This is a genomic window from Streptomyces albidochromogenes, assembly GCF_005981925.1.
GTDB lineage: Bacteria > Actinomycetota > Actinomycetes > Streptomycetales > Streptomycetaceae > Streptomyces > Streptomyces albidochromogenes.
Genome location: NZ_VBVX01000167.1, coordinates 1 through 14,505 on the forward strand (window position 1 = coordinate 1; position 14,505 = coordinate 14,505).

Consider the following 14,505-nt stretch of genomic DNA (forward strand, 5'->3'; position numbering starts at 1 on the left):
CGCCTACACCCGCAGGATCGAGAGGTCTTCCGGGGTGGGCGGGTCCAAGGGCGGCGGCAGGTGGCCGGGGGCGCGATGCGGAACCAGGTCCTCGGCGCCCCAGGCGCCTCCACCGGCCCTGGCCGCGCACAGGGTGGCGGGCAGTTCGTACGCCGCCCCGCCCCTCGGCGGCGCCACCGGCACGCTCGCCGGACCGGGGTGCCGCTGCCGGCACCCGGGCTCCGGGTCGTCATCGCCGGAGGCGGAGAAGGAGGCGGCGGTGAATCCGGCGGACGCCGGGACGGCGGTGGATGCGGAAGCCGGGCCGAGAGCCGGCGCCGCAGCAGGGGCGGTCACCTCGCCCGAAGCCCGGACCGGGCCACCGGTGCCGGGCACGCCCCCGCCCCCCGTGTCCGTACAGAGCAGCAGCACGAGCACCGCGAGCACCGTCCCCAGCAGCGCACTCACGGTCGCCGCGCCGCGGCGCCGGGGGCTGACCTGGGGCATTGGCTCTGGTTCTCCTGTCCGGGGACGTCCCGTAAAGCGTAAAGGCTCCCCCGACACCGCCCCGCGGAAATCGGTTCGCCAGTCGCGACCGGCGGGTGAGATCCTGAATCAGGTATGTCTACTTCCTTCGCCGACCTCCAGACCGTGCTCGGAGGGCTGCCGCTGCGCGACGCCCACCGGCTCGGCCGCCGTCTCGACGGTGCCCGCCGCATCCGCAAGCCCGAGGCCCGCCAGGCCGTGCTGGACGAAATCGCCGCCGAGGCCGAGAAGTCCGCCGCCCGCCTGGCGCAGCGTGCTGCCCGGATGCCCGAGATCACGTATCCGGAGTCGTTGCCGGTCAGCCAGCGCAAGGACGACATCGCCGAGGCGATACGCGACCACCAGGTCGTGATCGTCGCGGGCGAGACCGGCTCCGGCAAGACGACGCAGATCCCCAAGATCTGCATGGAGCTCGGCCGTGGCGTGAAGGGCATGATCGGCCACACCCAGCCCCGCCGCATCGCCGCCCGCACCGTCGCCGAGCGCATCGCGGACGAGCTGAAGACCCCGCTCGGCGAGGCGGTCGGCTGGAAGGTCCGGTTCACCGATCAGGTCAACCCGGACGCGACCTTCGTCAAGCTCATGACCGACGGCATCCTGCTCGCCGAGATCCAGACGGACCGCGAGCTGCGCGCGTACGACACGATCATCATCGACGAGGCCCACGAGCGGTCGCTCAACATCGACTTCCTGCTCGGCTACCTCGCCCAGCTGCTGCCCAGGCGCCCCGACCTCAAGGTCGTGATCACCTCCGCGACCATCGATCCCGAGCGCTTCTCCCGCCACTTCGGCGACGCCCCCATCGTGGAGGTCAGCGGCCGTACGTACCCCGTCGAGGTCCGCTACCGCCCGCTGCTCGAAGAGGACGGCGACGACTCCGACCGCGACCAGATCACCGCGATCGCCGACGCCGTGGACGAGCTCCAGGCCGAGGGCCCGGGCGACATCCTCGTCTTCCTCTCCGGCGAGCGCGAGATCCGCGACACCGCCGACGCGCTCAACAAGAGGAACCTGCGCCACACCGAGGTCCTCCCCCTCTACGCCCGCCTGTCGCACGCCGAGCAGCACCGCGTCTTCCAGCGCCACACCGGCCGGCGGATCGTCCTCGCCACCAACGTCGCGGAGACCTCGCTCACCGTCCCGGGCATCAAGTACGTGATCGACCCGGGCACCGCCCGCATCTCGCGCTACAGCCACCGCACCAAGGTCCAGCGCCTGCCGATCGAGCGGATCAGCCAGGCCAGCGCCAACCAGCGCAAGGGCCGTTGCGGCCGTACGTCCGACGGCATCTGCATCCGGCTGTACACCGAGGACGACTTCCTCACCCGGCCCGAGTTCACCGACGCCGAGATCCTGCGGACGAACCTGGCCTCCGTCATCCTCCAGATGACCGCCGCCGGTCTCGGCGACATCGAGAAGTTCCCCTTCATCGACCCGCCGGACCACCGCAACATCCGCGACGGCGTCCAGCTCCTCCAGGAGCTCGGCGCGCTCGATCCGGCCGAGAAGGATCCGAAGAAGCGCCTCACCGAGCAGGGCCGCAAACTCGCCCAGCTCCCCGTCGACCCCCGCCTGGCCCGCATGGTCCTGGAGGCCGACAAGAACGGCTGCGTACGCGAGGTGATGGTGATCGCCTCCGCGCTCTCCATCCAGGACCCGCGCGAGCGGCCCTCCGAGAAGCAGCAGCAGGCGGACCAGCAGCACGCCCGCTTCAAGGACGAGACGTCCGACTTCCTCGCCTTCCTCAACCTCTGGCGGTACGTCCGCGAGCAGCAGAAGGAGCGCGGCTCCTCCAGCTTCCGCCGGATGTGCAAGACGGAGTATCTGAACTTTCTGCGCATTCGCGAATGGCAGGACATCTACACCCAGCTGCGCTCGGTCGCCAAGCAGATGGGGATACACGTCAACGAGGACGACGCACCGGAACTGTCCGTGCACCAGTCCCTCCTCGCCGGCCTGCTCTCCCACATCGGGCTGAAGGACACCGAGAAGAACGAGTACCTCGGGGCCCGCAGCGCGAAGTTCGCGATCTTCCCCGGCTCGGCGCTGTTCAAGAAGCAGCCCCGCTTCATCATGTCCGCCGAGCTGGTCGAAACGTCACGCCTGTGGGCGCGGGTCAACGCGAGGATCGAACCGGAGTGGATCGAGCCGCTCGCCCAGCACCTCATCAAGCGCACGTACAGCGAGCCCCACTGGGAGAAGGACCAGGCCGCCGTCATGGCGTACGAGAGGGTCACGCTGTACGGCGTCCCGATCGTCGCCCAGCGCAAGGTCAACTACGGCCGGATCGACCCGGAGACCAGCCGCGATCTTTTCATTCGCAACGCCCTGGTCGAGGGTGACTGGCGTACCCACCACAAGTTCTACGCGGACAACCGCAAGCTCCTCACCGAGGTCGAGGAGCTGGAGCACCGGGCCCGCCGCCGCGACATCCTCGTGGACGACGAGACGCTCTTCGACTTCTACGACCGGCGCATCCCCGATCACGTCGTCTCCGGCGCGCACTTCGACTCGTGGTGGAAGCACAAGAAGCGCGAGGAGCCCGAACTCCTCGACTTCGAGCGCGAGATGCTCATCAACGAGAAGGCCGGGGCGGTCACCAAGGACGACTACCCGGACTCCTGGCGGCAGGGGAAGCTCAAGTTCCGTGTGACGTACCAGTTCGAGCCGGGCGCGGGCGCGGACGGCGTGACCGTCCACATCCCGCTCCAGGTGCTCAACCAGGTCACGTCCGAGGGCTTCGACTGGCAGATCCCGGGCCTGCGCGCGGACGTGGTCACCGAGCTGATCCGCTCCCTGCCGAAGCCGATCCGCCGCCACTACGTCCCGGCGCCGGACTACGCCCGCAAGTTCCTGGAGCGCGCGGTGCCGTTGCAGGAGCCGCTGCCGCTCACGCTCGCCCGCGAGCTGAAGCGGATGGTCGGTGTCCCGGTCGAGGCGGACGACTTCGACCTCTCCCGCGTCCCGGACCACCTGAAGATCACCTTCCGGATCGTCGACGAGCGGCGCAGGAACCTCGCCGAGGACAAGGACCTGGAGGCGCTGCGGCTCACGCTGCGCCCCAAGGCCCGTCAGGCGCTCTCCAAGGCCGCCGCGGCGACCGCGGGCCCCACGGGCGAGTCCGTCGAGCGCAAGGGCCTCACGGGCTGGTCCATCGGCACGCTCAGCCGCGTCTTCGAGACGCGCAGGGCCGGGCAGCCGGTCCGGGCGTACCCGGCCCTCGTCGACGAGGGCGAGAGCGTCGCCGTACGATTCTTCGACACCGAGGCCGAGCAGCAGCAGGCGATGTGGCGCGGCACCCGGCGGCTCATCCTGCTGAACATCCCGGTCAACCCGGCCAAGTTCGCGTCGGACAAGCTCAGCAACCAGCAGAAGCTGGCGCTCTCGCGCAATCCGCACGGATCGATCCAGGCGCTGTTCGACGACTGCGCGACGGCCGCCGCCGACAAGCTGATCGCCGACCACGGCGGCCCGGCCTGGGACGAGGAGGCGTTCCGGAAGCTGTTCGACAAGGTCCGCGCCGACCTCGTGGACACGACCGTGCGCACGGTGAACCAGGTCCAGCAGATCCTGGCGGCCTGGCAGGCCTGCGAGCGCCGGCTGAAGGCCACGAGCAGCCTGGCCCTGGTGAACAACCTCGCCGACGTACGGGACCAGCTGGCGTTCCTGGTGCCGGCCGGCTTCGTGACGAAGACGGGGCTGCGCCGGCTGCCCGACCTGATGCGCTATCTCGTCGCGGCCGACCGCAGGCTCCAGCAGATGCCCACGGCCGTCCAGCGCGACACCACGCGCATGGAGAAGGTCCACGAGATGCAGGACGAGTACGCCTGGCTGCTGGAGCAGCTGCCGCGGGGCAGGCCCGTGCCGCAGGAGGTACTGGACATCCGCTGGATGATCGAGGAGCTGCGGGTGAGCTACTTCGCGCACGCCCTGGGGACGGCCCAACCGGTCTCGGACAAGCGGATCGTGAAGGCGATCGACGCGGCGGCCCCGTAACTCCGCCGTCGCCTTGAGTGAGTTCGCCCGCACCCCCTGACCTGCTGTACAGTCTGTCTTCGCAGCGCAACGCAGTACGGCGCGGCGAATCAAGGTCCTGTGGAGCAGTTTGGAGTGCTCGCCACCCTGTCAAGGTGGAGGCCGCGGGTTCAAATCCCGTCAGGACCGCACGACAAGAAGTACGAGAAGGCCCGGATCCGCAAGGATCCGGGCCTTCTTGCGTCTTGACTGCGTCAACTGCCACCGGTACCCAGGCATCAGGGCATCGGGGGGCCCGCACCGGGGAGGTGGCGCATGGCGGCATCAACGGCCAGGCACGAGACGCGCGCACTGCTGCGCGCCCATCTCGCGGCCTCGACGGGCTATCGGCATCTCACGCGGCACTGCCCCATCTGCCACCGGCTCCTGCGGCTCGCCATGGAGCCGGAACCGGCGAAGCCGGCCAGGCCGGTGAGCGCGGAGGACGGCGGAGCCGGGGAGCCGGCCGCGGACGCCGGGGAGAACGGCCCGCCGGACCAGTGAACCCCTATCGCCGGTCGCCCGGCGATGCACAAGAGCCGGGCCCTGTGACGGGTGTCACCCCATGAGTTTTGGGAACCGGTGGACTTACACCCTTCCTACAACGGGCCAATTTAATATGTGCAATTGCACCCCTTCCGCAGGGTCGCCCCAGGGCCGCCGCGCGCCTCCCCGGGAGCCGGCGGACCGCAGGTCAGAGCGGTCGTCACCACCCCTGTGCGGGCACAAAAAGATCGCGCTGGACCCGGCGGAGTCCAGCGCGATCGACGACGCACCCGTCATGCATGGATGTGGCGCCTGTTGGGGCAGACGCCTGTCGTGTGGTGCTCAGGTGGGCGTCCGGGTTGGGGGACCCGGAGGAATGCCCGGTAAAGCGGGGTTATGCGGTTGTTCAGGCCTCGCTGCGCTGCTGCGGAATGCCCGCAAGCAGTGCGCGGACCTCAGCCTCGCGGTAACGCCGGTGTCCACCAAGCGTGCGGATGGACGTGAGCTTGCCTGCCTTGGCCCAGCGCGTAACCGTCTTCGGGTCCACGCGGAACATCGTGGCAACCTCAGCCGGGGTCAGCAGCGGCTCGGCGTCAGGGGTGCGAGCGGTCATGAGCGGCCTCCTCGGGAGAACCGAACCATCACGGTTCTTTCCTCTAAATTCTGCACCTTGACCCGCGTTGCCCGAAATGGCGGACGCGGGCCGAGTCGGTTATAGGACGAACGGCTTGTCCTCGGCACTACAACTACACCATCCGTCCAGCCACGTCGGCCAAACCGATGGAATTGCCCTCCCAGGTGTTCATCAGCGACGAAGCCGATGGACCATGCCATAGCGGACAGTCACGTCACAGTGACGATCAGTCACAGAGCGATCAGGAGCCACCAGACCCCCCATAGCGCGCAATACCGAGCTAATCCGCCCCTAGTCGGACGGAAGGAGCCCTCACCGGACTCCTTGTCCTATTTTGGCATGAGGATGGGCGATGGGCGCAAGAGCCCGCTTAGTGCTGTCCGTCACGCTTGAGGCAAAGGCCCGGATCAGGACCTACGTCCCGGGCGCCGGGAGCCGCCCGTACGCCCTCAGTTCGCGAACTGGCGCTCGCGCACCACCCGCCACCGCTCGACGAGCCGCCCGTACGCCTCACGGGCACCCACGCCGTCCCCGGCCCGCAGCGCCGCGATGCCCTCGGCCACGTCCGCCGCCGAGTGGTCCTCGGCCAGGTGCTCCTGCGGAAGGACGTGCGCGAGGCCGCCGTAGTCCAGCTCGACCAGCGACCTGGGGTGGAACTCCTCCAGCCAGCGCCCCACATCTACCAGCCCCTCGACGAGCGGTCCCCCGGCCTCCGCGTCCAGATGCTCCCGCAGCGCCTTCAGGGCCCGCGCCACACGCCGCCGCGCCTGCGCCATCGGCGTCCGGTAGCGCAGTACGGACGCGGCCTCGCCCTCGGCCTTCTCGTACTGCCGCTCCTCGCTCGCGAAGAGGGCGAACCAGCGCACCGGCACGTGCCACGCCGACGTCCTGATCCACGGCCGGGCGTCGGGGTTGCGCTCCAGCCAGCGTTCGAAGTCCGCGGCCGCCTGCCGGCGCACCAGCGGCGGCAGCGCCGCGTCCAGCAGCGGCTCGGGGAAGAGGGCGGGCAGCTCCTCCAGCGCCAGCCAGCCGCGCAGCCGCGTCCGCCAGGGACAGACGCACACCACTCCGTCCACTTCGGTCACGAACGCGTCGCCGCTCTCGTGCACCGGCACCGCGACCGGCGGGGTCGGCAGCAAGTCCGCCAGAGAGCGCCGCAGTTCGTCCTGGGCGGTGGGCAGCCGCTCGCGCTTCGCGTACCGCGTCCAATGACCGCGCTCGGGCTCGGGGAAGGCCGCCAGCGGTTCGTACACCCTCAGATAGGAGACGTACGGGACGATCACCGAGGACTCCTGGGCCACGCCTGCTCCTCACTCGACCGGAACTCGGACCGGCGCCGGACCCGCGAGCAGGACCGTGAGCCGGACCGGAAAGAACCTCGAAGAACCGGAAGGAAACCGGAAGGAAATCGTCCCACGCGTACTCCGCCAGGGGGTGATCCTCGGCACTGCCGTACGCCCCCGGCCCACCAGGTCTTACTCTCTTGCCCATCGGCCCTCCCCACCCGCAGGAGGGCAAAGCGCCTCGCACTTGGGAGTCACCACCGTGACCGACGCAACCGACGGCGTCCTGCACACCCTGTTCCGATCGGAACAGGGCGGCCACGAGCAAGTCGTGCTGTGCCAGGACCGTGCCAGCGGCCTCAAGGCCGTCATCGCCATCCACTCCACCGCTCTGGGCCCGGCCCTCGGCGGCACGCGCTTCTACCCGTACGCGAACGAGGAGGAGGCCGTCGCCGACGCGCTGAACCTCGCCCGCGGCATGTCGTACAAGAACGCCATGGCCGGACTCGACCACGGCGGCGGCAAGGCCGTGATCATCGGCGACCCCGAGACGCTCAAGAGCGAGGAACTGCTCCTCGCGTACGGCCGGTTCGTGAACTCCCTGGGCGGCCGTTACGTGACCGCCTGCGACGTCGGCACGTACGTCGTCGACATGGACGTCGTCGCCCGCGAGACCCGCTGGGCCACCGGCCGCTCCCCTGAGAACGGCGGCGCCGGCGACTCGTCCGTACTCACCGCCTTCGGCGTCTTCCAGGGCATGCGGGCCTCGGCCCAGCACCTGTGGGGCGACCCGACCCTGCGCGACCGCAAGGTCGGCGTCGCGGGCGTCGGCAAGGTCGGGCACCACCTCGTCGAGCACCTCCTGGCGGACGGCGCCCAGGTCGTGATCACGGACGTACGGGAGGAGTCGGTACGCCGCATCACCGACCGTCACCCGGACGTCACCGTCGTGGCGGACACCGAGGCGCTGATCCGGGTCGAGGGGCTCGACATCTACGCCCCGTGCGCGCTCGGCGGCGCCCTGAACGACGAGAGCGTCCCGGCCCTCACGGCCAAGGTGGTGTGCGGCGCGGCCAACAACCAGCTCGCGCACCCGGGTGTCGAGAAGGACCTCGCGGACCGCGGGATCCTCTACGCACCCGACTACGTGGTGAACGCCGGCGGCGTGATCCAGGTCGCCGACGAGCTGCGCGGCTTCGACTTCGACCGGTGCAAGGTGCAGGCCGCGAAGATCTTCGACACCACGCTGGCAATATTCGCACGTGCGAAGACGGACGGCATTCCGCCGGCTGCGGCGGCCGACCGGATCGCCGAGCAGAGGATGGCCGAGGCACGCCGGAGCTGACCCGCGCGAGGGGCCGGCCCGCCGTCGGTGGGACATGACGAGACATGACTCACCCCCGTCGGCGGGTCGACCCTCAAGAAGAGGTTAAAATCGCAGTTGACCAGCGAGGACGGGGCTCCTCGTGGGTTCTGTGCCGAGGCGTTGCATGCGGGCGGCGTACCGTATGGCCCCGGAAGCAGGTACCGTTGATGCCCTACGGACCGGTCTCTCCGAGGGGAGCCCGTTCCGAACCATGAACGCGTGTCAAGACTCTGGGGCCGTCGAGCCCCGTCACCGAGGGGGTCGAGCCATGGGGCGCGGCCGGGCAAAGGCCAAGCAGACTAAGGTCGCCCGCCAGCTGAAGTACAGCAGCGGCGGGACTGACCTGTCGCGTCTGGCCAACGAGCTGGGCGCTTCGACGACTTCGCAACAGCCGCCTAATGGCGAGCCGTTCGAGGACGACGACGAGGAAGACGACCCGTACGCACAGTACGCGGCTCAGTACAACGATGACGAGGACGAGGACTCGACCGAAGAGTCCGGTCCGTCGGCCCATCGTCGCGGCGCTTGACGTCCGTACACCTCGAACAGGCATTACACACTGACCCGGTCCTGGGGCCTCGGCCCCGGACCGGGTTCTGTGCTACCACCGGCGGTTACTTCGCGTAGTCGCCCGTAAGCGTCGCGCCCGAGGTGTGGTCGCCGCGCTCGGTGATCTCTCCGGCGACCCAGGCGTCCACGCCGCGGTCGGCGAGGGTCTCCAGGGCGACGTCCACCGACGCCTCCGGGACGACGGCCATCATGCCGACACCCATGTTGAGGGTCTTCTCCAGTTCGAGCCGTTCGACCTGTCCGGCCTTGCCGACCAGGTCGAAGACCGCGCCGGGCGTCCAGGTGGAGCGGTCGACCGCGGCGTGCAGGCTGTCCGGGATCACGCGGGCCAGGTTGTTCGCGAGGCCGCCGCCCGTGATGTGGCTGAAAGCGTGCACCTCGGCGGTGCGGGTGAGGGCCAGGCAGTCCAGCGAGTAGATCTTGGTGGGCTCCAGGAGCTCCTCGCCGAGGGTGCGGCCGAACTCCTCGACCTCACGGTCCAGCGCCCAGCCGGCGCGGTCGAAGACCACGTGGCGCACGAGTGAGTACCCGTTCGAGTGAAGACCGGAGGACGCCATGGCGATCACCGCGTCACCCTTACGGATACGGTCCGCGCCCAGCAGCCGGTCGTACTCCACCACGCCGGTGCCGGCGCCCGCGACGTCGAAGTCGTCCTCGCCCAGCAGGCCCGGGTGCTCGGCCGTCTCGCCGCCGACCAGGGCGCAGCCGGCGAGGACACAGCCCTCGGCGATGCCCTTCACGATGGCCGCGACACGCTCGGGATGCACCTTGCCGACACAGATGTAGTCGGTCATGAAGAGCGGCTCGGCGCCGCAGACGACCAGGTCGTCGACGACCATGCCGACGAGGTCGTGACCGATCGTGTCGTACACGCCCATCTTGCGGGCGAGGTCGACCTTGGTGCCGACACCGTCCGTGGCGGACGCGAGCAGCGGACGCTCGTAGCGCTTGAGCGCGGAGGCGTCGAAGAGACCGGCGAAGCCGCCGAGGCCGCCCAGGACCTCGGGGCGCTTGGTCTTCTTCACCCACTCCTTCATCAGCTCTACGGCGCGGTCGCCTGCCTCGATGTCGACGCCCGCGGCCGCGTAGCTGGCACCGGTGCCCGCGTGCGGAGCACGCCCAGAAGATTCAGCAGACATTGCTGGGAACTTTCGTGTCGTGGAACGGGGGCGTTACGGGCGACGGAGCGCCTCGGCCGCGGCGTTCGCCGGGCCGGCCGCGAGCTCGGTCTCCAGAAGCTGCTTCCCGAGCAGCTCGGGGTCCGGGAGCTCCATCGGGTACTCGCCGTCGAAGCAGGCGCGGCACAGGTTCGCCTTGGGAATGGTGGTCGACTCGATCATCCCGTCGATGGAGATGTACGAGAGCGAGTCGGCGCCCAGCGAGGTGCCGATCTCCTCGATCGTCATGCCGTTGGCGATCAGCTCGGCGCGGGTCGCGAAGTCGATGCCGAAGAAGCAGGGCCACTTCACCGGCGGGGAGGAGATCCGGATGTGGATCTCGGCGGCGCCGGCCTCGCGGAGCATCTTGACCAGGGCGCGCTGGGTGTTGCCGCGGACGATCGAGTCGTCGACGACCACGAGGCGCTTGCCGCGGATGACTTCCTTGAGCGGGTTGAGCTTCAGGCGGATGCCGAGCTGGCGGATCGTCTGCGACGGCTGGATGAAGGTCCGGCCCACGTACGCGTTCTTGACGAGGCCCGAGCCGTACGGGATTCCGCTGGCCTCCGCGTAGCCGATGGCGGCGGGGGTGCCGGACTCGGGCGTCGCTATGACCAGGTCCGCCTCGACCGGGGCTTCCTTCGCCAGCCTGCGGCCCATCTCGACACGCGAGAGGTAGACGTTGCGGCCGGCGATGTCGGTGTCCGGGCGCGCCAGGTAGACGTACTCGAAGACACAGCCCTTGGGCTTCGCTTCCGCGAATCGGGAGGTGCGCAGGCCGTTCTCGTCGATGGCGAGCATCTCGCCCGGCTCGACCTCACGGACGTACGCGGCGCCGCAGATGTCGAGGGCGGCGGACTCGGAGGCCACGACCCAGCCGCGCTCCAGCCGGCCGAGGACCAGCGGGCGGATGCCCTGCGGGTCGCGGGCGGCGTACAGCGTGCCCTCGTCCATGAAGACGAGGGAGAAGGCGCCCATGACCTCGGGGAGGATCTTGGCGGCGGCTTCCTCGATGGTGAGGGGCTTGCCGTCGTCGTCCGTCTGGCCGGCCAGCAGGGCGGTGACCAGGTCGGTGTCGTTGGTCGCGGCGACCTGCGTCGCGCGGCCGTTCTCCTTCGGGAGGTCGGCGACCATCTCGGCGAGCTGCGCCGTGTTGACCAGGTTGCCGTTGTGACCCAGGGCGATCGAGCCGTGCGCGGTGGCACGGAACGTCGGCTGCGCGTTCTCCCACACCGAGGCTCCGGTGGTGGAGTAGCGGGCATGACCGACCGCGATGTGGCCCTGGAGGGAGCCGAGGGAAGTTTCGTCGAAGACCTGCGAGACCAGTCCCATGTCCTTGAAGACCAGGATCTGCGACCCGTTGCTCACTGCGATGCCCGCGGACTCCTGTCCACGGTGCTGCAGGGCATACAGTCCGAAATAGGTGAGCTTGGCGACCTCTTCGCCGGGAGCCCAGACACCGAAGACGCCGCAAGCGTCCTGGGGGCCTTTCTCACCGGGGAGCAGGTCGTGGTTGAGTCGTCCATCACCACGAGGCACACCACCGAGTGTAGGCGAGATCGACCACTGGTCCGAATTGGGGATACGGGCGGCCACCCCTCCCGGACGCCGGGCGCTTGACAGGTACGTGGTGCCTCCGTCAGGCTCCCGCCTCATGCAGCCCCTCGGTGACCGTCCGGTCCCGCTTGTGGAGCGCCGCCACGTCGACCTGGTCCGTGTCGCGAGCGCCATCTGTCGCCGCGCGTAGGCGCGCACACCGCCGCGCCCCGTAGTTCACCTCTCCTTTCCCGGTGCCTCCCGCGCACCGTTCCCCGCCCCGACCCGGCCCTGGCCCGGCGCTGATCAGCGCCGCCACGGGGCCCGGCCGGTGTGCCCTTCATCACTGGAGACCCTGTGACCTCGCACGACCAGAAGCTGTCCCGGCGCGCCTTCGGGGGCGTCGTCGGAGCGGGCGCCGCGGCCGTCGGCCTGCCGGCCGGACCCGCGCTCGCCGCCCCCGGGCCGGGCCCCGGCCAGGCCACCGCCGAGCGGCCTTTCCGGGCCGCCGCCGAGCGGCGCTCCCGGCGGCCCAACATCCTGTTCATCCTGGGCGACGACCTGGGCTGGGCCGACCTCTCCTCGTACGGATCACCTCACATCCGTACGCCGCACCTCGACCGGCTCGCCCGCCGGGGGGTCCGGTTCACCGACGCCTACTCCGGGTCCGCGACCTGCTCCCCGACCCGCTTCAGCCTCTACACCGGGCGCTTCCCGGGCCGTACGAAGGGCGGACTCGCCGAGCCGATCGCGGACCGGTCGGTGGGGCTGGAGCCGACCCATCCCACGCTCGCCTCGCTGCTGAAGGGCGCCGGGTACGCGACCGCGCTGATCGGCAAGTGGCACTGCGGGTATCTGCCGGACTACAGCCCGACGCGGTCGGGCTGGGACGAGTTCTTCGGCAACTTCGGGGGCGCGCTGGAGTACTACTCGAAGCTGGGTCTCGGCGGGGAGTACGACCTCTACGAGGGCGACGCCCCGTACAGGGACCTGCGGTACTACACGCGGATCCTGACCGAGCGGGCGAGCGACTACGTACTGCGCGAGCACGACAAGCCGTGGCTGCTGAACCTGAACTTCACCACCCCGCACTGGCCCTGGATCGCCGACGGCGACGAGGAGCAGAGCGCGGAGATCGTCCGGCGGATCAAGGCGGGCGACCGCGGGGCGCTGTGGCACCAGGACGGCGGCTCGGTCGAGAAGTACCGGGAGATGGTCGAGGACCTGGACCGGTCGGTCGGTGCGGTGCTGGGGGCGCTGAAGCGGTCGGGGCAGGAGAAGGACACCCTGGTCCTCTTCGCGAGCGACAACGGCGGCGAGCGCTTCTCGTACAACTGGCCCCTCTCCGGCAACAAGTCCTCCCTGAAGGAGGGCGGCATACGGGTGCCCACGCTCCTGCGCTGGCCCGCCAGGATTGACGGCGGCCAGGTCAGCGACGTGCCGGTGTTCACACCGGACTGGACGGCGACACTGCTGGAGCTGGCCGGGGCGCGCCCCGATCCGGCGTACCCGCTGGACGGCGCGAGTCTCGCCGGGTACCTGCTGCGCGGCGAACGGGCGCCGCGGCGGGACCTGTTCTGGCGCGTACGGGGAGAACGGGCGCTGCGGCGGGGCGAGTGGAAGTACTACCGGGGCCCCGGTGGCAGGGACCAGTTGTTCCGGCTCACCGAGGACGCGCGGGAACAGGCGGACAAGGCGTCGGCCGAGCCCGGGCGGCTGGCCGCGCTGCGCGCCGCCTGGGAGCGGACGGACGCGGGGCTGCTGCCGTACCCGTCCGTGTCTTGAGGGGTGTTGGGGGAGATGTCGTGGTTTAACGTGCCCCGCGCGTGATCACGATCTCCTCCCCCACTGTTTTCGTTTCGCTGCGGAAGGACCCCCCCACATGCAGTCGACCTCCCGAGTCCGTCTGTCGGCCCTCGCCTGCGGCGTCGTACTGGCGTCGGCGGCGCTCCCCGCCGCGACGCACGCCGCCCAGGCGCCCGCCGACCGGCGCACCGTGCAGGTCGTGATGGTGGAGTTCAGCGACAGCGGGTTCACCGACGCGGCCAAGCTCAGGCCGGCTCTGGAGGCCACGTACTACGGGAAGAACGGATCCCTGGTCTCGTACTACGACGAGATCACGCGCGGGCGGACGACCTTCGCCCCCGCCGGCGCCGACCCCGTGATCGGACCGCTCACGCTCCCTATGGCCGCCGCGTGCGACAGCGGCCGGATCGCGGACGAGGCGCAGAAGGCGCTGGCGGGGAAGGGCGTCGGGGAGAGCGCGTACGACCATGTCTCGATCGTCTTCCCGAACGAGAAGGCCAAGTGCGCGTACGCCGGCCTCGGCACGGTCGGCGGCGGCAAGACGTGGATGCCCTCCCAGCACTTCTCGATCGACCCGCTGATCCACGAGTTCGGCCACAACCTGGGCTACCACCACCAGAAGCGGCTGCGCTGTCCGGACGGGGACCTGGGCGCCGGCTGCAAGGAGGACGGCGACAGCCACAAGTCGGTCATGGGCGGCGGGGGTTCGGCGGCCGGCCTGTCGGCGCCGGAGCTGATCCACAACAAGTGGCTGACGGGCGACGAACTCACCGACGTCAACGCATCCGGTACGTACACGCTCCGTCCGCTGCACGGCGGCGGCACCGGCGTGCGCGCGCTGCGGGTCCCGCTCGGCGACAAGGACCAGCTCGTCGTGGAACTGCGCGCGCGGGCGGGATCGCTCGACGGGGCGATCCAGGGTGTCCACGCCTACCGGGTGTCCGGCGGCGACTACACGCGGTCGGCGCTGATCGACCCGACGCCGGGCGAGGGGAAGGCGGCGGACGCCGACGCGCTCAAGGCCGGTACGGAACTGAGCGACACCGCGCGCAAGGTGGCGGTGAAGGTCGTGACGTCGGGGGACACGGAGGCGACGGTCGCCGTCAGCGTGGCGGGGGCGGCGGCGGG

12 protein-coding genes and 1 tRNA gene are annotated in these 14,505 nt (G+C 70.1%); 8 read left to right on the plus strand and 5 right to left on the minus strand.

The annotated features are described in order from the left end of the window. Positions 1-3 precede the first annotated feature (3 nt). On the minus strand, positions 4-486 hold the full coding sequence (locus E2E34_RS20980; RefSeq protein WP_138903470.1) for a hypothetical protein: 483 nt from the start codon (positions 484-486) through the stop codon (positions 4-6). 114 nt (positions 487-600) lie between these two features. Here E2E34_RS20980 and hrpA point away from each other — a divergent pair, with 114 nt between their 5' ends. From hrpA to E2E34_RS20995, 3 genes are all read left to right on the plus strand, one after another. Beyond that, entirely contained in the window at positions 601-4,521 is a 3,921-nt protein-coding gene (hrpA, locus tag E2E34_RS20985) for an ATP-dependent RNA helicase HrpA (RefSeq protein WP_138903471.1), read from the plus strand. Positions 4,522-4,614: 93 nt separating this feature from the next. Next, a tRNA-Asp gene (locus E2E34_RS20990) sits at positions 4,615-4,689 on the plus strand. A gap of 126 nt (positions 4,690-4,815) precedes the next feature. Next, on the plus strand, positions 4,816-5,043 hold the full coding sequence (locus E2E34_RS20995; RefSeq protein ID WP_138903472.1) for a DUF6274 family protein: 228 nt from the start codon (positions 4,816-4,818) through the stop codon (positions 5,041-5,043). A 388-nt stretch (positions 5,044-5,431) separates the two neighbouring features. Here the strand turns inward: E2E34_RS20995 and bldC are convergent, their stop codons facing one another. Both bldC and E2E34_RS21005 read right to left on the minus strand, forming a co-directional pair. Next, positions 5,432-5,638 carry a developmental transcriptional regulator BldC gene (gene bldC, locus E2E34_RS21000; protein WP_003949541.1) on the minus strand — a complete coding sequence of 69 codons (207 nt, stop codon included), beginning with the start codon at positions 5,636-5,638 and terminating at the stop codon, positions 5,432-5,434. Positions 5,639-6,108: 470 nt separating this feature from the next. Beyond that, positions 6,109-6,960, minus strand: coding sequence for a DUF8083 family protein (locus E2E34_RS21005; protein ID WP_138903473.1), 852 nt, complete (start codon positions 6,958-6,960; stop codon positions 6,109-6,111). Between the two features lie 244 nt (positions 6,961-7,204). Between E2E34_RS21005 and E2E34_RS21010 the strand changes: the two genes are divergently transcribed. Beyond that, on the plus strand, positions 7,205-8,287 hold the full coding sequence (locus E2E34_RS21010) for a Leu/Phe/Val dehydrogenase (RefSeq protein WP_138903474.1): 1,083 nt from the start codon (positions 7,205-7,207) through the stop codon (positions 8,285-8,287). A 289-nt stretch (positions 8,288-8,576) separates the two neighbouring features. Next, positions 8,577-8,837, plus strand: a complete 261-nt coding sequence (locus E2E34_RS21015) for a DUF3073 domain-containing protein (protein WP_069928096.1) — start codon at positions 8,577-8,579, stop codon at positions 8,835-8,837. Between the two features lie 85 nt (positions 8,838-8,922). Here the strand turns inward: E2E34_RS21015 and purM are convergent, their stop codons facing one another. Next, positions 8,923-10,017 (minus strand): phosphoribosylformylglycinamidine cyclo-ligase, encoded by a 1,095-nt coding sequence (purM, locus tag E2E34_RS21020; RefSeq protein WP_138903475.1) that lies wholly within the window; start codon positions 10,015-10,017, stop codon positions 8,923-8,925. 33 nt (positions 10,018-10,050) lie between these two features. After that, positions 10,051-11,574, minus strand: a complete 1,524-nt coding sequence (gene purF, locus E2E34_RS21025; RefSeq protein WP_138903476.1) for an amidophosphoribosyltransferase — start codon at positions 11,572-11,574, stop codon at positions 10,051-10,053. 115 nt (positions 11,575-11,689) lie between these two features. On the opposite strand from purF, the gene E2E34_RS37250 reads away from it, so the two are divergent. The 3 genes from E2E34_RS37250 to E2E34_RS21035 form a co-directional block, all read left to right on the plus strand. Further along, entirely contained in the window at positions 11,690-11,782 is a 93-nt protein-coding gene (locus tag E2E34_RS37250) for a putative leader peptide (protein ID WP_369334629.1), read from the plus strand. Between the two features lie 146 nt (positions 11,783-11,928). Beyond that, positions 11,929-13,356 carry a sulfatase-like hydrolase/transferase gene (locus E2E34_RS21030; protein WP_244315943.1) on the plus strand — a complete coding sequence of 476 codons (1,428 nt, stop codon included), beginning with the start codon at positions 11,929-11,931 and terminating at the stop codon, positions 13,354-13,356. 97 nt (positions 13,357-13,453) lie between these two features. After that, positions 13,454-14,505, plus strand: a 1,052-nt coding sequence (locus tag E2E34_RS21035; RefSeq protein WP_138903477.1) for a metallopeptidase domain-containing protein, incomplete at its 3' end; no start/stop codon positions are given.